Origin of the sequence: Guyparkeria sp. SCN-R1, from assembly GCF_003932495.1 — a bacterium.
In the GTDB taxonomy this organism is placed as follows: Bacteria; Pseudomonadota; Gammaproteobacteria; order Halothiobacillales; family Halothiobacillaceae; genus Guyparkeria.
Genome location: NZ_QZMT01000002.1, coordinates 143,633 through 169,880 on the forward strand (window position 1 = coordinate 143,633; position 26,248 = coordinate 169,880).

General features: G+C 66.7%; 19 protein-coding genes, 1 pseudogene and 1 riboswitch. Of the genes and pseudogenes, 9 read left to right on the forward strand and 11 right to left on the reverse strand.

Going from position 1 to position 26,248, the window contains the following annotated elements:
• Window positions 1-95: 95 nt before the first annotated feature.
• Both lolD and D5687_RS02130 read right to left on the reverse strand, forming a co-directional pair.
• On the reverse strand, window positions 96-797 hold the full coding sequence (lolD, locus tag D5687_RS02125) for a lipoprotein-releasing ABC transporter ATP-binding protein LolD (protein ID WP_125198114.1): 702 nt from the start codon (window positions 795-797) through the stop codon (window positions 96-98).
• 14 nt (window positions 798-811) lie between these two features.
• Window positions 812-2,059 carry a lipoprotein-releasing ABC transporter permease subunit gene (locus D5687_RS02130; protein ID WP_125198115.1) on the reverse strand — a complete coding sequence of 416 codons (1,248 nt, stop codon included), beginning with the start codon at window positions 2,057-2,059 and terminating at the stop codon, window positions 812-814.
• Between the two features lie 287 nt (window positions 2,060-2,346).
• Here D5687_RS02130 and D5687_RS02135 point away from each other — a divergent pair, with 287 nt between their 5' ends.
• From D5687_RS02135 to D5687_RS02150, 4 genes are all read left to right on the forward strand, one after another.
• Window positions 2,347-2,670 (forward strand): hypothetical protein, encoded by a 324-nt coding sequence (locus D5687_RS02135; RefSeq protein ID WP_240031390.1) that lies wholly within the window; start codon window positions 2,347-2,349, stop codon window positions 2,668-2,670.
• A 50-nt stretch (window positions 2,671-2,720) separates the two neighbouring features.
• Window positions 2,721-2,936, forward strand: a complete 216-nt coding sequence (locus D5687_RS02140; protein WP_125198116.1) for a DUF2892 domain-containing protein — start codon at window positions 2,721-2,723, stop codon at window positions 2,934-2,936.
• Between the two features lie 423 nt (window positions 2,937-3,359).
• Complete coding sequence (locus tag D5687_RS02145; RefSeq protein WP_125198117.1) at window positions 3,360-4,409, forward strand: hypothetical protein; 1,050 nt, start codon at window positions 3,360-3,362, stop codon at window positions 4,407-4,409.
• A gap of 23 nt (window positions 4,410-4,432) precedes the next feature.
• Window positions 4,433-4,711 (forward strand): acylphosphatase, encoded by a 279-nt coding sequence (locus D5687_RS02150; protein WP_125198118.1) that lies wholly within the window; start codon window positions 4,433-4,435, stop codon window positions 4,709-4,711.
• 40 nt (window positions 4,712-4,751) lie between these two features.
• Here D5687_RS02150 and D5687_RS02155 read toward each other — a convergent pair whose 3' ends face one another.
• On the reverse strand, window positions 4,752-5,447 hold the full coding sequence (locus D5687_RS02155) for a sulfite exporter TauE/SafE family protein (protein ID WP_125198119.1): 696 nt from the start codon (window positions 5,445-5,447) through the stop codon (window positions 4,752-4,754).
• 107 nt (window positions 5,448-5,554) lie between these two features.
• Here D5687_RS02155 and hrpA point away from each other — a divergent pair, with 107 nt between their 5' ends.
• The 3 genes from hrpA (at window position 5,555) to D5687_RS02170 (ending at window position 10,787) form a co-directional block, all read left to right on the forward strand.
• A complete protein-coding gene (hrpA, locus tag D5687_RS02160; protein ID WP_158611715.1) occupies window positions 5,555-9,667 on the forward strand; it encodes an ATP-dependent RNA helicase HrpA in 4,113 nt (1,370 codons plus the stop codon).
• A 65-nt stretch (window positions 9,668-9,732) separates the two neighbouring features.
• On the forward strand, window positions 9,733-10,410 hold the full coding sequence (locus tag D5687_RS02165) for a DUF4124 domain-containing protein (RefSeq protein WP_158611716.1): 678 nt from the start codon (window positions 9,733-9,735) through the stop codon (window positions 10,408-10,410).
• 80 nt (window positions 10,411-10,490) lie between these two features.
• A complete protein-coding gene (locus tag D5687_RS02170; protein ID WP_125198122.1) occupies window positions 10,491-10,787 on the forward strand; it encodes a YcgL domain-containing protein in 297 nt (98 codons plus the stop codon).
• Window positions 10,788-10,835: 48 nt separating this feature from the next.
• Here the strand turns inward: D5687_RS02170 and cysQ are convergent, their stop codons facing one another.
• Both cysQ and nudE read right to left on the reverse strand, forming a co-directional pair.
• A complete protein-coding gene (cysQ, locus tag D5687_RS02175; RefSeq protein WP_370271290.1) occupies window positions 10,836-11,696 on the reverse strand; it encodes a 3'(2'),5'-bisphosphate nucleotidase CysQ in 861 nt (286 codons plus the stop codon).
• Window positions 11,693-12,307 carry an ADP compounds hydrolase NudE gene (gene nudE, locus D5687_RS02180; protein WP_370271291.1) on the reverse strand — a complete coding sequence of 205 codons (615 nt, stop codon included), beginning with the start codon at window positions 12,305-12,307 and terminating at the stop codon, window positions 11,693-11,695. The genes cysQ and nudE overlap by 4 nt, the downstream gene beginning before the upstream one ends.
• 113 nt (window positions 12,308-12,420) lie before the next feature.
• Window positions 12,421-12,644, forward strand: a riboswitch (cobalamin riboswitch).
• 37 nt (window positions 12,645-12,681) lie between these two features.
• On the opposite strand from nudE, the gene D5687_RS02185 reads away from it, so the two are divergent.
• Window positions 12,682-14,514: a TonB-dependent receptor domain-containing protein gene (locus tag D5687_RS02185; RefSeq protein WP_125198123.1), complete on the forward strand. Its 1,833-nt coding sequence runs from the start codon at window positions 12,682-12,684 to the stop codon at window positions 14,512-14,514.
• Window positions 14,515-14,555: 41 nt separating this feature from the next.
• Window positions 14,556-15,170: a hypothetical protein gene (locus D5687_RS02190; protein ID WP_125198124.1), complete on the forward strand. Its 615-nt coding sequence runs from the start codon at window positions 14,556-14,558 to the stop codon at window positions 15,168-15,170.
• A 108-nt stretch (window positions 15,171-15,278) separates the two neighbouring features.
• Here D5687_RS02190 and D5687_RS02195 read toward each other — a convergent pair whose 3' ends face one another.
• The 6 genes and pseudogenes from D5687_RS02195 to D5687_RS02220 form a co-directional block, all read right to left on the reverse strand.
• A complete protein-coding gene (locus D5687_RS02195; RefSeq protein WP_125198125.1) occupies window positions 15,279-15,821 on the reverse strand; it encodes a chemotaxis protein CheW in 543 nt (180 codons plus the stop codon).
• Window positions 15,811-22,428 (reverse strand): Hpt domain-containing protein, encoded by a 6,618-nt coding sequence (locus tag D5687_RS02200; protein ID WP_125198126.1) that lies wholly within the window; start codon window positions 22,426-22,428, stop codon window positions 15,811-15,813. The genes D5687_RS02195 and D5687_RS02200 overlap by 11 nt, the downstream gene beginning before the upstream one ends.
• Window positions 22,429-22,532: 104 nt before the next feature.
• Window positions 22,533-24,569 carry a methyl-accepting chemotaxis protein gene (locus D5687_RS02205; RefSeq protein ID WP_125198127.1) on the reverse strand — a complete coding sequence of 679 codons (2,037 nt, stop codon included), beginning with the start codon at window positions 24,567-24,569 and terminating at the stop codon, window positions 22,533-22,535.
• A gap of 73 nt (window positions 24,570-24,642) precedes the next feature.
• Complete coding sequence (locus D5687_RS02210; RefSeq protein ID WP_125198128.1) at window positions 24,643-25,191, reverse strand: chemotaxis protein CheW; 549 nt, start codon at window positions 25,189-25,191, stop codon at window positions 24,643-24,645.
• Between the two features lie 4 nt (window positions 25,192-25,195).
• A complete protein-coding gene (locus D5687_RS02215; protein ID WP_125198129.1) occupies window positions 25,196-25,558 on the reverse strand; it encodes a response regulator in 363 nt (120 codons plus the stop codon).
• A gap of 79 nt (window positions 25,559-25,637) precedes the next feature.
• Window positions 25,638-26,070 (reverse strand): annotated as a pseudogene (locus tag D5687_RS02220) (PleD family two-component system response regulator).
• Window positions 26,071-26,248: the final 178 nt, after the last annotated feature.

The following is a 26,248-nucleotide window of genomic DNA, read 5'->3' on the forward strand; positions in this document are numbered from 1 at the left end:
ACAGTGCCAAGGAGACTAGACCGTCATTGCCGGGTCGCAATATGTTTTGAGAAACAGATCGGTGCCGGCGGGACGCTGCGCGGGGGAGTCGCGCCTCAGGCCCGGTCGGTGATCAGGCCGTCGGCGATGTGCAGGGTGCGATCCATCCGGGCGGCCAGCTCGAGATCGTGGGTGACCAGCACGATGGCGCTGCCCATCGCCTGATTGAGCTCGAGCATCGCCTGAAAGATCGCCTCGGTGCTGCGGGTATCGAGGTTGCCGGTGGGCTCGTCGGCCAGCACCACCGCCGGCCGGGTGACCAGCGCCCGGGCAATGGCGACGCGCTGGCGCTCACCGCCCGAGAGTTCACCGGGACGGTGATCGAGCCGATGCCCCAGCCCGACGCGCTCGAGCAGGGCGCGCGCCTGCGATTCGGCCTGCTCGCGCGGTTCGCGGCGGATGATCAGGGGCATGGCGACGTTGGTCAGCGCCGAGAATTCCGGCAACAGGTGATGGGCCTGATAGACGAAACCCAGATGCTGGTTGCGGAGCAACCCCCGACGGCGCTCGCCCATGGCCGAGAAACGCTGGCCTGCCAGCCACACCTCGCCCTCGGTGGGCTGGTCGAGTCCCGCCAGCAGCGAGAGCAGGCTGGACTTGCCCGCCCCGGAGGCACCGACGATCGCCATTCGCTCACCGGCGTGAATGGCCAGGTCGATGCCGCGCAGCACCTCGACATTGAGACTGCCCTCGCGGAAGGTGCGGGTGAGTCCCTTGGCCTCGAGTACCAAACGAGGGGTATCGGGGAGATCATTCATAACGCAGGGCCTCGTTATTCATAGCGGAGCGCTTGGGCCGGCTGGACACGGGAGGCGCGCCACGCGGGATACAGCGTGGCCAGGAACGAGAGCGCGAAGGCCATCAGGCCTATCAGGCCGACGTCGCCCCAGTCGAGCCGTGAGGGCACTTCGCTGATGTAATAGACGTCCGCAGGCATGAACTGGGTGCCGACCAAATCTTCGATCCAGGGCACGATCACGCCGATGTTCTCGGCAATCAGCACGCCCACGCCCACCCCGACCAGCGTGCCGATCAGACCGATCACCACCCCGGTGATGATGAAGATCATCATGATCGAACCCGGGCTGGCGCCGAGCGTGCGCAATATGGCGATGTCGCCCTGCTTGTCGGTGACCAGCATCACGAGCGTCGAGACGATATTGAACGCGGCCACCGCCACGATCAGCGACAGGATGATGAACATCACCGTGCGCTCGATCTGGATGGCGCGGAAGAAATTGGCGTTCGACTGGGTCCAGTCCTGCGCCACGTACGGGTAGCCCAGCCGCTGGTTGAGATCCCGCGCCACGGCCGGCGCACCGAAGATGTCGTCGAGTTTGAGACGCAGCCCCGAGACGCCTTCGCCGGTGCGGAACAGCGCCTGGGCATCGGCCATGTGGATCATCGCCGTGCCGCGGTCGTACTCGTACATGCCGACCTCGAACAGCCCCACCACGGTAAAGCGCCGCTGGCGCAGCATGCCGCCGACCGGGGTGACTGCGACGTCCGCGCTGATAAGCATCAATCGGTCCCCCAGCTCCACGCCCAGCGAGCGCGCCAGCGCCGAGCCCAGCACGATGCCGAACTCGCCCGGTTCGAGGGCGTCAAGCGCCCCCTCCTTCATGTGCGCTCCGATGTCGGTGACCGGCGATTCCCGCTCCGGCTCAATGCCGCGGATAATCGCCCCCGAGACCTCCGAGGAGGCCGACAGCATGGCCTCGGCCTGCACGTAGGGCGCGACCGCCTGCACCGACGGCTCCTCGCCGACCCGCTCGGCGACCGTCTGCCAGTCACCCAGTGAGCCGCCCCGCTCGCTGACAGTGACGTGCGCGGTCATTCCGAGGATGCGCTCGCGCAGCTCGTCCTGGAAGCCGTTCATCACCGAGATCACCACGATCAGGGCGGTCACGCCGAGGGTGATGCCAATGATCGAGGTGGCCGAAATGAACGACACAAACCGGTTGCGTCGTTTGGCGCGCGTGTAGCGCAACCCGATCATCCATTCGAATGTCCGCCGCATGCAGACCCCTGCTGTGCTGTAGGTGAATATCGTGAGAGAGCCGACATGAATCGACTCGTCGTGGGCCTTTTCGACCGTGAAACCGCCGATTCGTGCCCACGTATCGGGACGAGAGTCTAACCCGCGCCGCCGGTCATCCCGCTTGCAGCCAACGGCGGCGTGACGCAGACTAGCGACAATCGCGCCGAACACCCCGCCGCGCCGGCCGCCGGGCCGCCCCCAGCGGGGCATCGGCACCGCCCGGCCACCGGGGCGCGACAGACGATCATTCAGGGAACGAGTCATCAATGCAAGACAAGGAGCCGATCATGACCCCGCTGACGCATCTCGCCCGGCCGCTGGCCGTCGCCCTGCTGGCACTCGCCGGCATCCTGGCCGCCAGCCCGACACTCGCCCAGGGCGGCGACCGCTCGGCCGCGGTCCACGGCCTGACCCAGGAGCAGGTCATCGCCCGTTTCGGCGAGCCGGAGCGTCGCCACGCCCCCGTGCCCGCCACGGGCAAACACCCCACGCCGCCGATCACGCGCTGGGATTACGCCGACTTCAGCATCTTCTTCGAGAAGCGCATCGCGCTACACCGCGTCGAGCACGGGAAATTCCCGCCCGAGTGACTACACTCCGGGCATGGACTTTTTAACCCGCTCAACCGGAGGATGCTGAGATGACTGCCAACGTGGGAATGATCGACAAGTGGTTGCGCATCGTGGTCGGCGTCTTGCTGATCGCCTTGGCGCTGTTTGGCGTGATCGGCTGGTGGGGTTACATCGGCATCATTCCTCTCGCCACCGGCGTGATCAACTTCTGCCCGGTCTACAAGCTGATCGGTTTCGACACGCGTGGCGCGGGGGTCGACAAGTCCGGAGACGGCCCGGCCTGACCGCCACGGCGGCAGTGCCCGGGGAACCTCGCCCCTTTGCGAGAATCCCACTTGAACCGATCCGGCTAACGGCCGATCCAGAAACACGCCCCGCCCCACCGGGATGCCCTAGGGAAGCTCTGCACGAATACGCAATGCCTCTGGCTTACCGGCTTGTTCGCCATCAAGGCGCCGATTGGAAGGTGGGCTCATTGCCCGGCGAGAATCGGCAACACCGATGGCGGGCAAGCCGGCAAGCCCCGCAGGGCGGGCCGCCAAGCGCCCATCTGCGGTGTTGCAGCGCTTGCCAATGACCATCGCCATTGGTCGGCGCACTGCGCCTTGCATCTGGACGCCTGGCGACCCGCAGAGGCGTTGCGTATTCGTGCAGAGCTTCCCTAGTGGGGCGAGGCGTTCCCATGTCTGCTCACCCTGTCGCTGATCATGGCCCTCATCGAACGTGACCCACACCGCTGGCCAACCGGGCTGCTGCTCCTACTGCTTGGAGCCGCCAGCATTCCCCTGTGGGCCGCACCACCCGCCCCGGCGGAGCGCGAGTTGCCGAGCGCCATCGACGAGGCATCCGGGCTGACACAGTCCGGCCAGCATGCCGGGCTGCTCTGGACGCACAACGACAACATCAACGACCCCGGCTCCATGCAGCGCGTCACCCCGCTCGTGCATGGCATCGACCACGAAGGGCGACGCCTGCTGAGCCTCGAACTGGACGGGGTGACCCAACGCGACTGGGAGGCGATCGACAGCTTCCGAATCGATGGCTCGCACAGCCTGGTGGTCGCCGACACCGGCGACAATCGCGACAGCTGGCCGGATTACGCGCTGTGGTTCATCGACGAGCCGACCGAACTGCCACGATCGGTCACGACACACACCACCACGCCGACCCATCTGCTGCGCTTTCGCTATCCTGACGGGCCGGCCGATACCGAGGCCATGGTTGTCGACCCGCATGACGACCAGATCCTGGTGCTCACCAAGCGTGAGGACCCGCCGCGCCTGTTCGCCCTGCCACTGTCGGCACGCCAGCCGTTCCCCGACGAGGGCAGCCCGCGTGAGCGCCTGGCCAGTGCCGAGGTGCACGAAGCACGCCTGCTGGGCCCGATGGGCGGCCTGGCACCCACCGACCCGATCAACTGGCTGCTCTCGCCGCTGACCGGCCGCCAGACCAGCCTGCCCACCGGCATGGCGCTATCGCCCGACGGCCGCCTGCTGGCGGTACTGACCTACTCGTCGTTGTATTTCTTCCGCCGCGATGTGGGTGAACGCTGGAGCGAGGCCATTCGCCAACCGGTCGCATCGCGCTCGCTGCCCCGCATCGAGCAGTGGGAAGGCATCGCCTTCGACCACGACGCCAGCCAGTTGCACATCGTGCGCGAGGGCACGGGACCGGGCACCCTGCTTCACTTGGAGGTCCCCGAGGCGGCTCGCGTGAAGCACGACTCGCAGACGGCCGAGGCGCAGGAGCCCGACTGAATCCAGATCCGAGGGAGATGACCATGGCAGACATCACCCGGCGACACGTGCATGTCAGCGGACGCGTGCAGGGCGTGTTCTTCCGCGACTTCACCCGGCAGCAGGCGCAGGCGCTGGGACTGGCCGGCTGGGTCCGCAACCTCGACGACGGCCGGGTGGAGGCGGTATTCGAAGGCGACACGGCTGCGGTGTCGACGATGCTGGAAAAACTGCGTGACGGGCCGCCACGGGCACGGGTCGAGGATCTCGCGGTGCGCGAGGAGCCGCCCGAGGGGCTGGACGACTTTGTGATAGCCGGCTAAGGCCGCAGACCGGGATTGGGGGCGCGCGGAGCGTAACCGTTCAGCCGGACAGGCGCGCGCCGGCCACCAGCAGCTGGTAGACGCCGAAGGCGATCACCATGCCGCCGGCGACCCGGCGCACCCAGGGCCGGCGCACGAACGCCGACAACTGCCCGGCGAACGCGCCCATCGCGAGCAGGTTGGGCAACGTGCCCAGGCCAAAGCCGAGCATCAGCAGCGCGCCCTGCAACGGGCCGCCCGCCGACAGCGCCCAGATGAGCACGCTGTAGACCAGCCCGCAGGGCAGCCAGCCCCACACCAGCCCCAGTCCGAATGCCTGCGTGGGCGTGCTCACCGGCATCAGGCGACGCCCCACCGGCTCGATAAAGCGCCACAGCCGCGAGCCGAAGCGCTCGATCCGCGTCAGCCCGAACCACCAGCCGCCGACGTACAGCCCCATCATCACCATGAACAGCCCGGCGATGCCCAGCAGCACCAACTGGGCCTGCTGCATCGGCACCAGCGACAGCCCCAGCAGACCGATCGTCCCGGCAATCGCCCCGGCGACGGTGTAGGAGGTGATCCGGGCGAGGTTGTAGGCAAGCAGGTAGGGGAACAGCCGCGAGGCGCGCTCGCGCGTCTCGGCGGGCAGGCCGAAGGTCAGCGCACCGACGATCCCGCCGCACATGCCGACGCAGTGCACACCGCCGAAAAACCCGACGGCCAGGGCGGCGAAGAAACTGACGTTTTCCGGCATGGGGCAACCTCTGCGTGAGTGCGTGTTCGGCCCGGGCCATCGGGCGACTAACCATCCGTGTCCAGTATGTGGCGATCCAACCCATGCCATCTCGTACAATGGGTCGGATGAGTCATCCCGTCGACACCGCCGATCCGGCGAGCATTCTCGCGTATATCAACGCCAATCGCGATCACCTGGCCCTGCGTCATCTGCCACAGGTCGACCGGCAGTTGCGCCGGCTCGAGGAAGGCACGCCCGACGAGCAGGCCCTGCACCGATTGCTCGACCGCGTGACGGCCGCCGCTGACGAGGTGGCCGCGCGCGAAGCGCTGGCGATCGACATCGACTACCCCGAGAGCCTGCCGGTTTCCGGCGCGCGCGAGGAGATCCTCGAGGCCATCCAGTCCCACCCGGTCACCATCATTGCCGGCGAGACCGGCTCGGGCAAGACGACCCAGATCCCCAAGATGCTGCTCGAGCTGGGCTACGGCCGCCGCGGGCTGATCGGTCATACCCAGCCGCGGCGGATCGCGGCACGCAACGTCGCCCGCCGGCTGGCCGAAGAACTCGACGAGGGCGTACGTGAAGAGGATGGGGGCGGCGACGGGCGCACCGCGGTCGGCTACAAGGTGCGCTTCTCCGACCAGACCCGCCCGAACTCGCGCGTGGCGGTGATGACCGACGGCCTGCTGCTCGCCGAGCTGCAGCACGACCGCGACCTGCTGCGCTACGACGCGCTGATCATCGACGAGGCACACGAGCGCAGCCTCAATATCGATTTCCTGTTGGGGGTGATGAAGCGCCTGCTCAAGCGCCGGCCGGACTTCCGGCTGATCATCACCTCGGCGACCATCGACCCGGAGCGCTTCGCCGAGCACTTTGCCGACGAGCGCGACGGCCGTCCGCCGATCATCTCGGTCAGCGGCCGGGGCTACCCGGTCGAGGTGCGTTATCGTCCACCGGAATCCGACCGCGACGAGGAGCTGGGCTCGGTCGTCGCCCGCGGCGTGATGCACGCGGTCGACGAGCTGGTCCACGAGGGCCCCGGCGACATCCTGGTGTTCCTGCCCGGTGAGCGCGAGATCCGCGAGACCGAGCGTCAGCTCTCGCGCCACGGTCTGCGGAACACCGAGATCCTGCCGCTGTACGCGCGCCTGTCGGCATCCGACCAGCAGCGCGTGTTCGCCCCGCACGCCGGCCGACGGATCGTGCTGTCGACCAACGTCGCCGAGACCTCGCTGACGGTGCCGGGCATTCACTACGTGATTGACTCGGGCGTGGCACGGATCAGCCGCTACCATCCGCGTGCCCGACTGCAGAAACTCGGCATCGAGCCGATCTCGCAGGCCTCGGCGAACCAGCGTGCCGGGCGCTGCGGGCGGATCGCCCCAGGCGTCTGCATCCGGCTCTACGAGGAAGAGGACTTCGACGGACGGCCGGCCTTCACCGACCCGGAGATCCTGCGCTCCAACCTTGCCTCGGTGCTGCTGCAACTCGACTCGCTCAAGCTCGGGAGGGCCGAGGAGTTCCCCTTCATCGAGCCGCCGGAACCCCGCCAGTTGGCCTCGGCCCGCAAGCACCTGTTCGAACTGCGCGCCCTCGACGAGACCGGCCGACTGACCGAGATCGGCCGCCGACTCTCGCGCCTGCCGATCGACCCGACCCTGGGCCGGATGATCGTCGCGGCCCGCGAGCACGGCGACCGGGCCACCGAGGACATGCTGGTGGTCGCCGCCTTCCTCGCCCTGCAGGACCCGCGCGAACGCCCGACCGAGGCACGCGGTGCGGCCGATGCCGCCCATCGCGACTTCGCCCTGGCCGATTCGGACTTCGCCAGTGCGCTCGCGCTCTGGTCGGCCTGGCACGAGGTACGCCGCCACAAGAGCCGCCGCCAGGCCCGCCAGTGGGCGATCAAGCGCTACCTCAACGCCAACCGCCTGACCGAGTGGCACGACCTGGTCGGTCAGCTGCGCCAGTCGGTCGACGAGATGTTCCGCATCCGCCTGCCGGAGTTCGAGCCAATCGTGATGCCGGACAAGCCCGAGGAAGGCGAAAAGCAGAAACTCCCCGGCGCGCTGGCCGCTCGCATCGAGCAATTGCACCAGGCGGCGCTCGCCGGGTTACTCGACCACGTCGGGATGCGTGACCCCGCTCCCCCGAAGAGCTACCAGCAGGCCGCCGGCGATCATCGCGGCAAGAAGCGCCGCGCGCCAACGGTCTATCTCGGCGCACACAACCGCCGCTTCTACCTGTTCCCCGGCTCGGTGACCGTCAAGGCCCAACCCAAGTGGATGGTGGCCGCCGAGATCGTCGAGACCTCCAAGGTGTTCGCGCGCATGAACGCGCCCATCAATCCGCGCTGGCTCGAACCGATGGCCGGCCACCTGGTGACCCACGAGCACAACGAGCCCAACTGGGACCCGAAATCCGGCCGGGTGACGGCCTTCGAGACCGTGCGCCTGTTCGGCCTGCCGATCGTCACCAAGCGTCGGGTCGATTTCGGCGCGATCGATCCGGTCGCCGCCCGCGACGTCTTCATTCGCCGGGCCCTGGTCGAGGGGGATTTCGAGTCGGCCCAGCCGTTCTGGCAACACAACCAGGCACTGATCGAGGAGATCCGCACGCTCGAGGCCAAGCTGCGCCGACCGGCCTTCCTGGTCGACGATCAGGCGCTCTACGACTTCTACCAGGCCCGCATCCCGGCCGATGTCACCGACGCGCGCAAGCTCAATCACTGGATCAAGAAGGACCGCGCCGCGGCCGCACACCTGGAACTGACCCGCGACGACCTGCTGGCCACCGAGCCCGACGACCGCCGGCTGTCCGAACTGCCCGATCACTGGCAGGCGGGCCGCTATCGACTGAAGCTCTCGTACCACTTTGCCCCCGGCGAGCCGGACGACGGCGTGAGCCTGCACGTGCCGCTCGGTCTGCTCAACCGCATCGACATCCCGCCGACGACGCACCTGGTGCCGGGCCTGCGCCGGGAGAAGATCGAGGCGATGATCCGGGCGCTTCCCAAGGCCGAGCGACGCCATTTCGTCCCGGCCCCGAGCTTTGCCGAGGCGGTCGAGGACCGCATCACCGACACCGACATCTCGCTCTCGCAGGCCGTGGCCGACGAACTGCGCCGCATGACCGGCCACGAGGTCGACCCGGCCCTGTTCGACGAGCAGAAGCTGCCCGAGCACCTGCGCATGCGCTTCGTGGCCGTCGACGAGGACGGCGAGCCGATCGATGCCGACCGCGACATCAACGCCCTGCGCGGCCGGCAGGCCCAACGCGCGCAGGAGGCGTTCAACCAGCGCAGCAAGCACCGCCTCGAGGATCACCTGGCGACCGAATGGGACTTCGACGAGCTGCCGGAAAAGCTCACGGTCGAAAGCGCGGGCGCGCAGGTCGAAGCACACCCGGCACTGGTGGACCAGGGTGATCACGTCGCGATCGAACTGATCGACGATCCCGGGCGCGCGCGCCGGGTCCACGAGACCGGCGTCGTCCGGTTGATGTTGCTGGCCCGCGCCCAGATGGTCCGCCAGGCCGAGTCCGACCTGCGCGGCGACCGTTCGCTGGACACCGTCCGTCTGCACTACAGCCGGTTGAAATCCCCACGCCCGGTCCCCAGTGAGGGCATGCAGGCATCCCGGCGGGCCGACCGCGCCTTCGACCAGGAGCTGATCTTCCGCGCGGCCTGGGAACTGGCCGTCGCCGGCGAGCCACCGATTCGCGACCCCGATACCTTCCGTCAGCGTCTTGCCCGTCTCGATGGCGAGCTGCCGCGCCGGGCCATGGCGCTCGCGCAGCGGATCAAGGCTATCCTCGAGCACCAGCATCGCCTGCGCCGCCAGCTGAGCGGGCGGCTGCCGTTGTCGGTGATCGAGGCGGCCAAGGAGATCGGCGACCAGATCGACCTGCTGGTCCACCCCGGCCTGATCTGGCTGGCGAGCGAGGAACGGCTTGCCGCCTTGCCGCGTTACCTCGAGGGCGCCGAGAAGCGCCTGGAGAAGACGGAGCGCCAGCCGGAGCGCGATCGCATGCTGCGGGTGACCTTCGCCCCGCTCGCCGAGCAGGTGCGCAACCGGCTGATGAAGGGCAGGCCGGACCTGGTCGAGTGGCAACGACGCGAGGCCCTGCTCGACCTGCTCGAGGGCCACCGGCTGGACGTCTTTGCCCAGGAGCTGGCCGGCAAGGGTGCGCCCAAGGCCAAGGACATCGAAGCGGCCCTCTCGGATCAATGACTCGACCGGACGAGGGCGAAACCGGACCGCGACAAACTGGTCTATACCCGTTAGGGATAACGAGCTTGAAGACAACCACGCGGGGCGCGAGCAGGATGATCCGGTTGCATACCTCATTACGACTGCCGGCCGCCATTGGCATGGCCGCCCTGGCCCTGACCCTGACCCTGGAGGCGACCGGCGCGGCCAGTGCGCAGGAATCCGAAACCGTCTACAAGTGCATCCACTCGGATGGGCGCATCGTCTACTCCGATGAGCCCTGCAACGGCAAGATGGAGATACAGACCATCACGGCGCCGGAGGCGGGCAGCGGGGGCGAAGCGGCTCGCGAGGGCATCAAGCGGATTGCCGAGGAATACGACGAGCGTGTCGAGGCCGAGCAGCGTGCACGCGAAGAGGCCGAGCGGCGCGCCCTCGAGCAACGCCTGTCCAACCCGGAGGTAGTCGTGGTCGCCCCGTGGCGCGACGAGCCCCGTTACACCCCCTACTACCCGCGGGGTGAGCACTTGCCACCCTACGATCGCTACCGCGATCCCGCGCATGGCGGCATGCGCCTGGACGACGACGGCTTCTCGCTCTGGTTCGACAGCGGCCAACCCTTCCCGAACCACAGACCACCGCCCTACCATCGCCCGCGCGATGGCGATCGCCCGCCACGCGATCCGTATTCCAGCGACGGCCAGCCGATCAAGGAGCCCGGCTACTCCGGCCGCTACCCCGGAGGGTTCCCGGGCTACCGATAGTCAAGGCGAGGGCAGGAGGATGCGGAATCTGCGACAATCGCCCACCCATCCATCGGTGAATTAGGCAGGTCAGGCCCGTCATGCAGGCGCATATCTTCAAGAGTCGCAAGAACCCCGACATGTATCTGTTCGTGCGCGAGGGACAGGACATGGACGAACTCGATCAAATGGTGCGCGAGCGCCTGGGTGAACTCGAGTTCGTGATGGCGCTGGACCTATCGGCAGACCGGCAGCTCGCGCGCACCGATAGCACCACCGTGCGCGACCATATCGAAAAGCTGGGCTTTCATCTGCAGATGCCGCCGAGCGCCGAGAACTGGGCCCACTGGGACAACCTCAAGGCCGGCATCCGCGCCGGCAAGCCCGAGCCCGAGTAACAGCCAGCTCCCGCTGCAGGCGGGGGCTGGTCCCCACCGGCGAGCGCTTCAAAGCGCGGCGATCTCGTGCAACCGATCGAAATCCAGATTTAGTCCGTTGTGGGCCACGAACATCGGGTTGAGCAGCGATTCGCGGGTGTTGTAGCGCAGCGGGCGGCCCGAGAGGTCGGTCAGCTGGCCGCCGGCGGCCTCCAATACGCACTGCGAGGCAGCGGTATCCCATTCCGAGGTGGGCCCCAGGCGGGGGTAGAGATCCGCCTTGCCTTCGGCCACCAGGCAGGTCTTTAGCGAACTGCCACAGCGCACCACGCTGGCTTCGGCTCCCGGTCGGGAGAAGGTGTCGATCAGCTGCATTTCACGCCGGCTGGCGTGCGAACGGGACAGCGCCAGGGTGGGCGGATCGGCCGGAGCGCGCACCTGAATGGGGCCGGGCTCGTCATGATAGCGCCAGGCACCCTGACCGCGAATCGCCGCGTACTCGAGATCGATCGCCGGGGCGAGCACGACACCCAGCACCGGCACGCCGCCATCGATCAACGCGATATTGACGGAGAATTCACCATTGCGCTTGACGAACTCGCGCGTGCCGTCGAGCGGATCGACCAGCCAGTAGCGCGGCCAGGAGCAGCGCTCACGCCAAGCCGGGGCACGCCCCTCTTCGGTGATGATCGGCCAGCCGTCACCCAGGGTGGCCAGACGATCGGCAATCAGCTGATTGGCCACCAGATCGGCCTCGGTGACCGGCGAGGCATCCGCCTTGCGTTCGACCACGAAGTCCTGCCGGTAGACCGCCATGATTGCCCGCCCGGCCGCCGCGGCAATCGCCCGCACCTCGGCGAGCAGTGCGGCATCGACACCAGGGATCTCGCCAGCCGCTGAATCCCCCATCGGGGCTACACGATCCGTCATGCGCTCCCTTCCCTTTCCCGTAGCTGCCGGTGCGCCCGCACCAGGAACATGGCGGCCAGTGATCTTGCCTCGGAACAATCGCCCGAGGCGGCAAAGTCATCGAGATCGGCCATTGGCAGGAAACTGACCTCCAGTGGCTCGGGCTCGTCGCCCGGCAGACGGGCCGGGTAAAGCGATTCGGCCAGCACCAGCTGCGTGCGCTGGCCGGAATAGGTGGGCGCCATGGTCATTTCGTTGAGCCGGGTCAGGCGGCGGGCGGCGAAGCCTGCCTCTTCCCTCAGTTCACGATTGGCGGCCTCCACCGGCGTTTCGCCGGCATCGATCCGGCCCTTGGGCAGGCCCAGCTCGTAGCGCTCAGTGCCGCAGGCGTATTCGCGAATCAGGACGAACTCGTCACGTTCGGTCACCGCCGCGACGATCACCGCGCCGTTGGCGCTGCCCTTGAGACGTTCGAATTGCACCTCGGTGCCATTGGCAAAGCACAGATCCACGCCCTCCACGCGAAACAGGCGGGTTTCGGCCAATGTACGGGTCGCCTGGATGGTGGGAGGGGCATTCGAGGGCATGTCACGGCCTGATCCGGTGAAAAAGGTTTCGCGCTTCTTCGTCATTGTAGCCGACAAGCTCGCTTCGCCCGACCGGCTCACCGCCCGACAGGGGATTCATCTCGGCCATGAGAATGGCTCACGCTAGCCCCTTGCCTTTGCGCAACGGATTGCAAACAATGCGCCCCGACGTCAGAGGTGGTGCCCCCGCGGAACGCGGCGGGCACTGAAACAGGGAAGCAGGTCCAATGCCTGCGCTGCCCCCGCAACGGTAGGTGGTGACGCCGACATCATTACGCCACTGTCCCGGGTGCCCCGGGCCGGGAAGGCGATGTCGGCCGGGATGGCTTCAACCGCCCCTAGACCACGAGCCCGGAGACCGGCCTCTGATCGGCATTCCCGACCTGCGGTGGGCTGGTCGGTCACGTGAAATCAAATCCATGACGCATGCTTTCCCACGGCGACGGTCGTCGCTCACCGCCGGGCTCACCGGCCTGACCTGTCTTTTTACCCTCGCCCCATCACAGGCCGATGACCGGCTGGGCCCGATCAACATCACGGCCACCCGCGAGGCGCCAGCCATCGCACCCGCGATGCCCGAGACCGTCATCACGCGCGAGGAGATCGAGCGCAGCCAGGCACGGTCGCTCGAAGAGCTGCTGGCAGGCCGTCCCGGGCTGAACGTGACCAATCTGGGCGGGCCGGGCAAACAGTCGAACGTCTCGATCTGGGGGCAGAGCGCCAGCCGGACGGCCGTCTTCGTTGACGGGATTCGAATCGGCCTGCCGTCAGCCGGACAGAGTTACCTCGAACACATTCCGCTGGCGCAGATCGAACGCATCGAGATCGTGCGCGGCCCGCGTTCCGGGCAATGGGGCGCGGACGCGGGCGGCGGGGTGATCCAGATCTTCACCCGCAAGGGCACTGCGGATGGCACGCATCTATCCGGCGGTATGGGCGCCGGCTCGCGTGGAAACCGCGAGGCCGACGCGCACCTTGGTGGCCGGCAGGGGGCGTTCGACTATTCGTTCGGCCTGTCCCACCGTGAAACCGACGGGTTCGACAGTTTCGAGGGCAGCGACCCCGACGACGATGGCTATCGGAATCAATCTGCCCAAGGGCAGGTGGGCTACCGATTTGGCGATGGTGGGCATATACGTGGCCACTTCCTGGGCTCGGAAGCGGAAACCGAGTTCGACAGCACCTTCGGTCCGTTCGGGGCCAACGAAGTCGAGGAAAGCTCGCGTGCCTTCGGTGTTTCCGCCAGCACCGGCCAGATCGGCTTCTGGCAACTGAGGGCACGCGCCGGGCGCTCGAGTGCCGATCGGGATTTCTATGAAAACCGCGCCACTCTGTCAGCACGACAACCCGCGTATGCCTACGACGATCAACGTGACACCGTGTTCGTCGCCAACGACTTCCAGGTCAATGAGCAGCACACGATCACGGTGGGCGGCGACTGGAGCCGGGATTCCGCCGAGACGTCGCCGGATTACCTGATCAACGACCGCATCAATCGCGCCCTGTTCCTGCAGGTCAATTCCCGTTTGGGCGAACGGCTGGATCTGCAGGCCGCCGTTCGTCGTGATTTCAACGAACAGTTCGGCACGGCCAACACCGGCTCACTGGATCTGGCCTACGCCCTGACCAGCCAGTGGACACTCACCGCCGGTCACGGCACCGCGTTTACTGCCCCCTCATTCGATCTGCTTTACGCGCCGTTCGCCGGATTCAGCAACCCGGATCTCGACGCGGAAAGGACACGCACCAGTCGCGCTGGCCTCCAGTGGCAAAAGGGTTCCTGGCAAGCCGAATTCACGGCATTTCGTACCAACGGCCGTGACCTGATCCGGACCGGTTTCGAACCGGTCAATATCGACCGCGCGCGAATCCACGGTGCCGAGGCCCTCGCTGCTTACACCGATGCGAACTGGTCCGCCAGCGCCAGCCTGACCTACCTGACCACCGAAGACCGTGAGACAGGGGAACGACTGGTCCGTCAGCCGCGCTGGAACGGTCGCGTGGACGTCGATCGACGGCTCGGGCGCTTCGACGTCGGGGCGACCCTCAGGGGTCAAAGCAATTCGGAAAGCACCGGCATGCAGGAGAACGCCGGCTTCGTCACCGCCGACCTGCGCGGCGCCTACCGGATCAATGCCGACTGGCGCGTGGAGGCACGCATCGACAATCTCTTCGACCACGACTACCAGATCGAGCATGGATACAATCAAGCCCCACGAGGCGTGTTTGTGAGCCTGCGCTACGGCCGGTAACATAAGCGCTTCCCACCCGGTTTTCAGGACGTCATCCGACCATGCCCCATCCGCTCCAGGAACGACTTTTCCCGTCCAGCCGAGTTGTCGCCATTGCGGCGCTTGTTGTCATGGCGATCTCGATGCTCGCCACGCGCTATCACCACTTCAGCTCGGCGCTGCACCTGGCGGATACCTCCTGGGCGGTCTTCTTCCTGGCCGGGCTGTGGTTCCGTCAGCTGCGGGTGCTGGGCGGTCTGCTGATGCTTGCCGTCGCGATCGATCTGGGCAGCGTCTGGCTCGATGGCGCGGCAATGGCCAGCTGTTTTTCACCGGCCTATCCCGGTGTGCTGGCCGCCTATGCCGCCCTCTGGGGCGCGGGGCGACTCGCGGGCACGCGACTGACGAATGGCTCGGGAAACACCTTCGCGGGGCTGGCGTGGATTGCCGGGGCCTTGCTCGCGGGCAGCGTGATCGCGTTCGGCATCTCGAACCTCACCTTCTACGCCTTCTCCGGTCAGTTCGGAGCCATGGCGGCATTCGAATACGCCCAGCGCACAGCGCCGTATCTGGGTGGCTATGTGACCAGTGCGGCGATCTACAGCGTGATCGCACTGGCCGGCATGGCCGCAACGAATGTCGTTCGCCACGGAGTCCGGGCACAGCGACACGGCTAGCCAGCCCGCGCACCTCGCCCCGGGAATTGGCGGGGCACAACAAAAAACCCGGCACACGTCAGTGGCCGGGTTTTTTCGTCGGTGCCTGAGCACCACTCGCGGCAGGGACTACTCGATGGCGGGGGATTCTCGCGACTCTTCCTCGCCAAGGCGCATCTGTTCGATCCGCTCCTCGAGCACGCGGATGTCAGGGATGGCCGTAAGGCGCCCATCCAGACGAACGACGGCATGCCAGAGCGGGTTGTCCTGCGGGCCCGCCGTCTCGATCTGGCGGCGCTCGACCTGCTCGGAACGCGGCACGCCGGACAGGAGCAAGGCGTAGTAGGGCAAGGCCCGCTCGGGATCGGTTCCATAGAGTATGGCGCACCGCACACGCCGGCCGATGGTGGGCACGGTCTCGCCGTTCATCGCCTCGAGGCTGACCAATGGCACGCGCTGACCGCGCCAGTTGACGATAGTGGCCTCGTTTCGCCCCAGACGAATGCTGCCCTCGGGCAAGGAGACATCGGTGATCTCGGCGATCAGCGCATAGGGGATCAGCAGCTCGAGGTCGGTCAGCTGCGTGGGGAGTCGCACGGCGCGGATCGGGGTCTCGCCGGCTTGCGGTTGCTCTTGCTGTGCCATGGCTGCTTGCTGTCCTTCAGTCGGCATGCTCGTCACCCGCACCCTCGTCGGCACCGGCCACCGCGGCTACCGGCAGCAGGCGCGTGATGGTGTCGATCAGATCGAGTTCCGTGTAAGGCTTGCCCAGGTAGGCGGAAACGCCCAACGCCTCGGCACGCGCGCGGTGCTTCTGGCCGGTGCGTGAGGAGATCATGATCACCGGCGTGTCGGCCGCCGATCGATCATTGCGGATCGCACCCAGCAGCTCGAAGCCGTCCATGCGGGGCATTTCGATATCGGTGAGCACGAGATCCGGCAGGCTGTCCTGCAGGAGGCCCAGCGCCTCGACCCCGTCACGTGCCAGGACGACGTCGTAGTTGTTGCGCTCCAGCGTGCGGGCGGTGACCTTGCGCACGGTAAGCGAATCGTCCACCACGAGCACCGACGGACGGGCGCGAGCGGGCTTGAGGCCTGCCTGCGTACCCAGACGACGCTGATAATCGCGCCGCTGGAACTGCTGGACCAGCTCGAACAATTCCAGCACCAGGATCACGTCGCCATCGTCGGCGATCGTGGCCCCGGACATGCCCGGAATACGCCCAAGCTGCGGCCCCATCGACTTGACGAACAGCTGGATGCCACCGAGCTGATGGTCGACATGCAGCGCGAAACGGCGCTCGCCCAGCTTAAACAGCATGATCGGACGGATCGCCGCCACGTCCTGCGCCGTCTCGGCGGGCGGCTGCCCCCAAAGGAGCTCGCCCAGGTAATACAGCGGGTAGTGCTCGCCGTCATGCTCGATCTGCGGCTTTTCCTCACGATAGTGCTCGGCTAGCGCCACGCCGGTCATGCGGGTAACCGCGACTACCCCCTTGTAGGGGATGGCGTAACGATCGTCGCCGCTGGCAATCAGGATCCCGCGGGTCATCGCCTGGGTCAGCGGAAGATTGAGCCGGATTTCGGTGTAGCGCCCTTGCTCGGAACCCACGTCGACGAAACCGCCGAGCTCACGCGTGGCGCTGGCGACCACGTCCATCCCCACCCCGCGCCCGGCCACCTGGGAGAGGTTCCCGGCGGTGGAGAAGCCCGGCAGGAAAATCAGCGACCGCGCCTCCTCGTCACTGATGTCGATGTCGGCCGGCATCAGGCTGCGCTCGACCGCCTTGCGACGAATGGCATCCAGATCGAGCCCGCGGCCATCATCACGCAAGCTGACGGTAATATTGCCGCCCCCGCTGTCAATGTTGACCAACAGGCGACCCACCGGCGGCTTGTGGGCGGCGCGTCGCTCCTCGGGGGACTCGATGCCGTGGGCAATGGAGTTGCGCAGCATGTGTTCCAGCGACGGCAGCATGGCCATCAGGGTGACCCGGTCGATCTCGGCATCGCCATTTTCGATCACCAGTTCGGCCTGACGCCCCATCTCGTCACCGACCTGGCGCACGATGCGGCGCAGGCGACCGGCGACGTCATTGAAGCGAACCAGACGCATGGCAAGCACGCCGTCCTGCATCTTCCGCCCGAGACGGGACTGCTGCAGCAACAGGAGTTGCGACTGCTCGGTGAGCGAACTGAGGCTCTCCTCGATATTGGCGACGTCCCCGAGCGACTCCATGATGCCGCGAGAAAGCTCCTGGACCTGGGTGAAACGGTCGAATTCGAGCGGATCGAACTGTTCCTCACTGATCCCGGCCTCTTCCATCAGGTCGGCCTTGATCTGCGTCTCGGTTTCGATCTCCAGTCGGCGCAGCTGGCTGCGCAGGCGGGTGACGGTCTGCTGAAGCTCGAACAGCTGACGCTCGAAGCCGTTGACCTGCCGATCGATGCGCGACTGGAGCAACACCGACTCGCCGATCTGGTTGACCATGGCATCGATGCTGCCCGCGGCAACCCGCACCTGATCGTCTCGGCGCTCGGCGCCGGCCTCCTGCCCGAACCCGCCGCTGGCTTCGGTTGATTCGACGGTCGGCGGCGCCGGCCCGGCAGCGGCTGGCGATGGCGTGCCTTGACCACCGGCTTCGTCCGAACGGGCAACATCTCCGCCCTGGTTGCGTTCGGCAAACCGGCGGGCACCTTCCGGATCGCGAATCCGACCTATCAACTCGCGCTGTTGCGGAATCGGCTGCTGGTTGCGCACCCGGTCGAGCAGGCCGGCAATCACGTCGTAACTGTGCTGGACCAGCGCCACCAGGGGCTCTTTATCCGCGGATTCGTCGCGCCGGGCCAGGTCCAGGCGTCCCTCGAGGTGGTGCGCCACGTCCCCCAGATTGAGCAGGCCGGCCATGCGGGCACCGCCCTTGAGGGTGTGCAGGTTGCGGTGCAGCAGACGGATCGATTCGAGGTCGTGCGGGTGGACCCGCCAGTGGGCCAGGTAGGCATCGGCCTGCTCGAGCAGCTCGTCGGCCTCGTCGAGGAAGATCTGCAGGATGTCTTCGTCCTGCTCGGACGGATCATCGTCCGGGCGATGCTCGATGTCGGCATACTCGTCGTCCACCTCGTCATCGCCGACCGACGCGCCAGCCGAATGGTCCGCTTCGGTTCCTGACGCCTCGACGTCACCTAACTCGACCTGATCTGTCTCGACTTCATCCGGTTCGGCATCGTCCACGGCCGTTTCATCGACCGTCTGCTCGTCTTCCCGGAGCTCGACGCCCGATGGCTCATCTGCCGAGGCGTCGGACGCCTCGTCCTCTTCTGCCACGTCGTCGGACTCGGCGCCGGAATCTTCGGCGGTCAGCGAGGGTTCGGGGTCTTCTGCCTGACGCGAATCGCGCGCCTCGGCGCTTTCCGCCACCTCGCCATACTCGGCCAGCACTTGCTGCAACTGGATATCCAGGCGCTGTTCCAGATCGGTCGTGTCGGGCTGCTCGAGACTCGGATCAACCGCCCAGCGGCGCAATGCCTCGATGGCATCGGCCCCCTCGGAGAACAGGGCCAGTTCCTCACCGCCCAGACGCTCCTGATGCTCGGCAAGGGCGCGGGTCCAGTCCTCCAAATAGCGAGCCAGCGAGGCGATGATGTCCACGCCGGCGGTGCGCGCCGAGCCGAGCGTGGTATGCAGCAGACGCACCAGGTCGTTGTCACAGGCGAGACCGACGCCATGCTCGCGCGCGGACTCGATCTCGCGATGCAATTCGTCGATATAGCCGCCGATCTCCTGATCGAAGATCTCTCGCAGCACCGGATCGTCGATGACCGGCGTCACCGCTTCGGCATCGACCGACATCTCGTCCGATGACGCCGCGTCGGTTTCGATTGCCCCTTCTGGAGCGGCAAGTGCGGTGGTCTCGGTCTCCGCCGGGGATTCGGCCGTGGCCTCGTCGGGCGAGGCCTCCACCTCAACGGGCTCGCCGGATTCGAGACGCTCGGCCAGCCGGCGCGATTCGGCCCAGTGAGACTCGGGCGTCGCCTGCCCCGCCTCGAGATCGGGCAGTGCCGCCTGCATCAGGGCAACGGCCTCGAGCGCGCCCTGACGAGTCGCCTTTTCGCCGTCGATCTTGCCGTCGATCACCTGATTGAGCAGTCGTTCCCAGGCCCAGGCCCACTCACCGATGGTCTCCAGACCGACCATTCGGCCACTGCCCTTGATGGTGTGGAAACCGCGGCGCAGGGTCACCAGCGCCTCGGCATCCTCTCGACTGCGCCAGGCCTCGGCGGCCTCACCCATGTCGGGCACGGTCTCGGCCATCTCCTCGGCAAAGACCTCGCGCATCTCCGCCATCATCGGGTCGTCTTCCGGCTCGGTGACGGCCTCGGTGTCCGGCGTCTCCTCGAACTCGTCCGCGGAGGTGGCGACAGCCTCCGCCTCGGGCAGCTCCGGGGCCTGGGCGGACTGATCGGGCAGGTCGACCGCCATCTCGTCATCGGCGGCTTCCGCCGGCGCGGCCCGCAGTTCATCCTGGTCGTCGGCAAGCCCGAAATCGAGCGCGGACTCCAGTTCCGGTGACGACTGGTCTTCCGCCTCGCCGAAGGACGGGGCAGCCGGCTCTTCGGCCGCAGACTCCGTATCGCTGCCCGAGGCGTCGGTCGTCAGCGGCTCGCCCTGGCCGCCTGCGGTCTCGGTCTCGGACTCGGTCTCGGTCTCGGTCTCGGTCTCGGTCTCGGTCTCGGTCTCGGTCTCGGTCTCCGCGAGCGTGTGGTCCTGCTCGTCTGCTGACAAGCCCGCTTCTTCGGGTGCGGCCACCGGCTGATCGGGAAGGTCGACGGTCAGCCCATCATCGGGCGACTCGGGCCGTTCCGATTGCGCCTGGTCAAAACGCACGTCGTCCTGATCGGCGGCCAAGCCGAAATCGAGAGCCGGCTCGAGGGCCTCCGAGCTTTCCTCCGATGTGTCGGAGAACGTCAACGCTTGCGCATCGACGTCCGGCTGATCCGCGACTTGCGTCGCCTCGATCTCCTCCCGTACGACGCTCGTGCCCTCGTCCGACTCGAGCGGTGACACGGCTTGCGTTTCGGTAGTGGCCGACGCCTCGTCCCGAGGCAGAGAGTCCAGCGCCGTCTCCTCGGATTCGCCCTCGGACGTCTCCGATTGGGACTCCTCGGTCGGCTCGTCTGCCGGCAGGCTCAGGGCATCGAGATCGGCCGGGGTTTCCGAGGCTTGCGGTGTTGCCGCAACCTCGTCGGGCAAGTCGGGCAGGTCGTCCGACGCCGGGGCAACACGCTGTTCTTCCTCGCCCTCGTCCAGTGCGAAGTCGAGCGCCGCCTCCAATTCCTCGCCAGTCGCCTGGTCACGGGTTTCGGCCTCGACCGGCTCGACGTCTTCGGCAGGCTCGGCGCGATCGGCGCGATCGGCTTCGTGGGCATCCGGGGCGAGCTCCTCTTCCTCGACCTGCCAGAATTCGATCAACTCGTCCGGGGTGGCGAGACTGTCGTCGACCGGTGCGGCTGGCACCTCCTCGGCAGTCGACTGGGACTCGTCTGGCGCAGTGTGGGACGCCGCCGATTCGGTCGTGTGGTCCTCGACCGACGCCATGACCTCCTCCACGTCGCCGGCGTCACCCAAGAGATCGTCGATCCGCCGCTTGGGCGCTTCAAGGAAACGGGCGATTTCCTTGCTGAAATCGCGCAGGTTCTCGAGATAGAACTCGAGCGCAGCGAATATCTCGCTCAAGGCCGACAGGGTATGTTCGTCGCCGACCGGCTCACCGAAGGTCTGTGCGCGACTCCAGCGGGCCAGCGCCATGACCAGCGGGGTCGCGGCATCGCGGCCAGACAGACGGAGGACCTCGCCGATGCCGGTCAGCCGATCGGCCGCCTGGGCAAACGGGTCGTCGGACGGCGCTTCGCCGTCACCCTGCCCGGCGAGGCCGGTGTTGATCTTCTCGCGAGCCTCGCTCAGGGATTCGAACGCCGCGCTGGCGATCGCACCAATCGAACTCGCAACCGTCTGGTCGTGCAGGGCCTCGGCCCGGTCGCCGTCGGCCATGCTGCGCGGGATGCCGTCGATGACCTGCTCGACCAACATGACCGTGCCGGCCAGATCCATGAGCATCTCGTCATCGAGGAGCTCGGCGCCTCGAGTCACCGCCTGCAGCCGCTCGCGACCGTCTGCCAGCGCCTCGGCCGCCGCCGTGTAGCCAAGCGTGTACAGCACCCCGCTCATCTGTTCGAACTTGTTCAGGATCCGGCCGAGGGGTTCGAGGTCATCGCGCTTGCCACGGACGAACAGGTCGAGCACGTCCTGGGTGGCGAGCAGTTCTTCCTCAAGCGCCTGCTGGACCGCCTCGAGTGCCTGGGCATCAAGACCGACGAAACGCGCCGGCACATCGGCGCGATCCAGTTGCTCGAGCCAATCGCCGGCACGGTCGCGACAGATCGGCTCGTCATCGTCGACCCGCTCCAGCAGTGAGAGCAGCACGGAAGCGCCCAAGTCCAGGCCGGCATGGTTGATCACTGACTCGCTGCGCCCCTGAAGCTGCAGGCGGAAGAGCTGCAGGACCCGCCCGACCGCTCGTTTGAGCATCGGCGCGTAACGATCGGGATCGGACTCGGTCAGCCGTAACAACTCGCCGACCACCCGGATGGCGATGATCGCGCTGCGACTGGGTTCGTGAGCGATGATCTGCATCGACAGATCCCGCAACCCCGGCAGGACGGACCAGTCGTCGCGCATGACGGCGAGCACTTCCCGCTCCATCCGGCGCAACAGCGGACGCAACTCGGCCTCCTCGTCCACCCCCTTTTCGCGGTGCGGGCGCTTGCCCAGCTCGTGTTCGGCCTGCAACAGGAAGGCGCGCGCGGCCAGCTCGCGGGCCTCGAGCGGCGGCTGCTTGATGGTTCCTCGCAGGCGGTTGACCATCGGCAGCAGGCTTGCCGGCGCGATCTCCGCGCCGGCCGCCATACGATCCAGCAGGGCCTGCAGCAGGGCCGCCGACTCGATCTGCGCGGAAATGGCCGTCGGGTCGTCGGACGGCTCTTCGAGCGGCTCGAGGGCGGCCATCTGGGTGCGCACCAGCACGCGCACCAGCTGGATGTCGACCATGGAGAAGACACGGTCGATGGTCTGCAACGCCTGGGTGGCGTCGAAGACATGCTCGGTGACGTTTTCGCCCTCGGAAAGCTGTTCCAGCGCCCTCAAGAGCTCGGCGAGCCGCTCCTCCAGCCCCTCACGGAGCCAGTCGAATACGATCGCGTCGACTTTCCTTTCTGTCCGCATGTCTCAATTCACCGCCTTTCGGCATCCCGCCTGCTGGAAGATCCGTGCCCTGGTCACGACGATTGCCTCGCCGGCCGACCGGGCCGCCTGCTGTCCTGCCGGACTCAGCCCGCTGCCTGAGCGTCGTCCCGCTCGGGCATTGTGAAGCCGGCCACGGAGCGGTTGAGCTCCTGCGAGAGCGAGCCCAGCTCGCCGATCTCGTCGGCGGCCTGGGTCGCGTTTTCTGCCGTCTGTTGCGTGTCCTGGCGAATCCGGTTGACCGCCTCGCGCAGCTCGGTCGCCACGGAGGCCTCCTTCTGGGCCACCGAGGTGATGTCGTTGATCTGCTGGGACAGTTGCAACGAGACGCTCTCGATCTCGGACAGCGCCTTGCCGGCGTTCTCGGCGAGCGTGGCGCCGTCGACGACGTTCGAGGTGGTCTGTTCCATGGCGAGCATGGCCTCGGAGGTATCGGTCTGGATCGTGTTTACCAGCAACTCGATCTGGCGGGTCGCGTCACTGACGCGCTCGGCCAGTCGCTGGACCTCGTCGGCAACCACCGCAAAGCCGCGACCGGCCTCACCCGCCATGGCGGCCTGAATGGCGGCGTTGAGTGCCAGGATATTGGTCTGGTCGGCGATGTCGGTGATCAGGCCGACGATGTCGCCGATCTCCTGCGAGGACTCACCCAGGCGCTTGAGGCGCTTGGAAGTTTCCTGGATCTGCTCGCGGGTCTGGTTCATGCCCTTGATGGTCTGGCGCACCGCATCGCCCCCGCGGTGGGCCACGTCGACCGAGGATTCCGCGATCTGGGCCGATTCCTGCGCGCTGACCGAGACCCGCTCGATCTCGTCGGACATCTGCGCGATGGCATCGGAAATCTCGGTGATGCGTTGGGCCTGGCCGCGCGACTTGTCGGCGAGTGCCCGCGAGCTGTCCTGCGAGGCGCGCACCGCCGCGGCAACCCGCACCGAGGTGTCGTTGATGGTGCCGACCAGGTCGCGCAGGGCGTCGATGGTGTAGTTGACCGAGTCGGCGATCGCGCCGGTGATGTCTTCGGTCACGGTGGTGTGCGCGGTCAGGTCACCGTCGGCGAGCGTCATCATCTCGTCGAGCAGACGCAGGATGGCCGCCTGGTTACGCTGGTTGGCCGCTTCGGTCTCATTCAGGGCCCGGCGGGATTCCTGCACCAGCGTCACGCCCAGCCAGACGAGCAGCAACAGGCCGATCGCGCCACTGGCATAACCAAGGTAAAGGAACTGCGATGCCTTGTTCTGATCGGCGGCCAGCGTGCGCGCCAGTTCGGAGGTCGCGCTGGTGAAGTCGCCCGACATGCGGTCGATTTCACGCGCCGCCTGGTTGGCCGCCAGCAATTGCGGCGCCTGTTCGAGTACGGCCGATACAAGCTGGTTGACGGTGGCGAACAGCACACCCACCTCGCGCAGCCCGTCGCGGACTTCAGCGTTGTTGACGCGCGGTGCCATGCGGTTGCCGTTGAGCAGGCCATTGAGTACGCCGCCGAACAGGGCCACGTCACGGCCGAAACGCTCGGAGGCGTTCACGGCCTGCTCGCCACCGCCGGTGATCTCGTCGAGCGTGGTGCCGATGCGTTCGATGAACATCAACTGCCGGGTGCCCAGGTAGATGAGATGGCTGGGCGCTTCATTGGCGACCAGCGTCTGGACCACCTCGTCCGAGGCCGCGGTCAGGTCCGGCAGGATCTCCTCGATCTGCGCGGACTGCTCGCCGACGCTGAGGATGGCCTCGCGGCCTTCGAGCACCTTGCTCAACGAGTCGTTGTACGTCCCCCACTGACTGTCGACGGTGCCGAGCAAGTCCTGACGGTTATTGGGCACGGCCAGCTGTGGACGCTCGGGGTCGTCGCCCTGCAGGGCGGTGAGGCTGTCGGTGAATTCGGCGCGGACCGACTGGACCCGGTCGAATGCCCCCGGGTTGCCGCGGATGGCACGCAACACCTCGATGGTGATTTCCTGCGAAGAACGCTCCAACTCGGCGCCGGCAAGACGGCGGTCGAGGAACTCCTGCTCGCGTTGGGCCGCGAAAATGAACACGACAACGGTCGCGACCAGGGCCAGAACCGCGAGAACCACGAGGATCAGTATCTTACGGCTGATGCCGCCCATCCGTGCGCCAAGACTCATAGTTGCCACTTACTCCTGAATGGAATTCATCGTCATTGTTTAGTTATATCCGGGCAGCTGCCCGGAGCCGACGTCATGCGACGGCATTGAGAAACTGGTCGTGGTCGAGTAGAGACCGGAACTCGAGCACCGGTAGCCACTCCTCGTTGAGCCGCACCTCCTGGTGGAAGCCCGGCAGGGACGCAAGCTCGCGGTGGTGATCGGAATCGCTCAGGGGGCGCTCGTCGCCGTAGGCAACCTGGCGGATTCCGTAGGAACGCTCTACCAGAAAGGCGGACGAGGCCTGGGCGTGCTTGGCGAGGAAGACCACGCTGTGGCGGGATTCCGGCGTGGTGACATCGAACCAGAAGCGGGCCAGATCGAACACACCGGTCAGTTCGCCACGCAGGTTGGCCAGACCCGATACCCAGGGGCGCGCCCCGGGTAGCGTCACCATGCGCGGCGGGGCGACGATTGCCCGCACCTCGTCCAGGGCGACGATCATGCGCCGACCGTCGACGGCAAACAGGATGCCCTGCCAGGTCCTGACATGGTCGTCGCTGCTCGGCAGACCGACGGCATGCTCATCGACCTGGCGATTGATCCAGCCGAGATAGTCGAACACGTCCTCTGTGCGCTGCATGACGTCAGCCGAGCACGCTCTTGAGCACGTCGATCAGGTCGGCCTCCTTGACCGGCTTGACCAAATACTCCTTGGCACCCTGGCGCATGCCCCAGATGCGATCGGTTTGCTGGTCCTTGGTGGTGACGATAATCACCGGAATCCCGCTCGTCTCGCTGTCCTTGTTGAGGGTGCGGGTGGCCTGAAAGCCGTTCATGCCCGGCATCACCACGTCCATGAGCACCGCGTCGGGGCGAACCTGGCGCACCAGCTCGATGCCCTCTTCGCCACTGTTGGCGACGGAAACCTGGTGACCGTGACGCTCGAGAATCTGCTGGAGCACGTACACCTCGGTCGGCGAGTCATCAATGACAACGATGTGAGCCACTACCCTGTTCCTCTAGAAAAATCCGGTTCAATACGATCCTGCCGGCGTCCGCGATCGGACCCCGGTCGCCACGCCCTTCTCAGTCCGCCATCGCGCCTTCGTCGGCGACGGGGCGTCCTTCGGCGAAACGCTCGACCGCGGCGAGAATCTCGTCGCTGTTGAAAGGCTTGGTGAGGTAATCGGAGGCACCGACAATGCGGCCGCGCGCCTTGTCAGAAGATGCTGTCCTTGCTGGACAGCAGGATGATGGGCGTCTCGGCGAAGCGATCGTTGTTCTTGATCAGCGCCGTGGTCTGGTAGCCGTCGAGACGCGGCATGAGGATGTCGATGATGACCACGTCCGGGTCGAACGCGCCAATGCGGGCCAGGGCGTCGAATCCGTCGATCGCGCTTTCCACTTCGCAGCCCGCCTTGCTGAGGATGCTGTCTGCTGTCCGTCGGATGGTCTTGCTGTCGTCGACCACCATGACCCTCAGCCCGTCGAGGCCGGCGTGATTCTCTGTCGCTTCCATGTCTTCGTCCTTGCTGCTGGCCAATTCTTGCCTTGCGTCGGCCGAATGTAACCAACGCGCCGGCCTTTGGCAAACGCCTTGACGGCTACCCGCGTGAAGGAACAAGCGAGCCGGCCATCGTTTGGTAGCGTCCCGGGAAGTGGTGTAAATCTGGCGGGGTGAGGAGGCCACCGTGGCC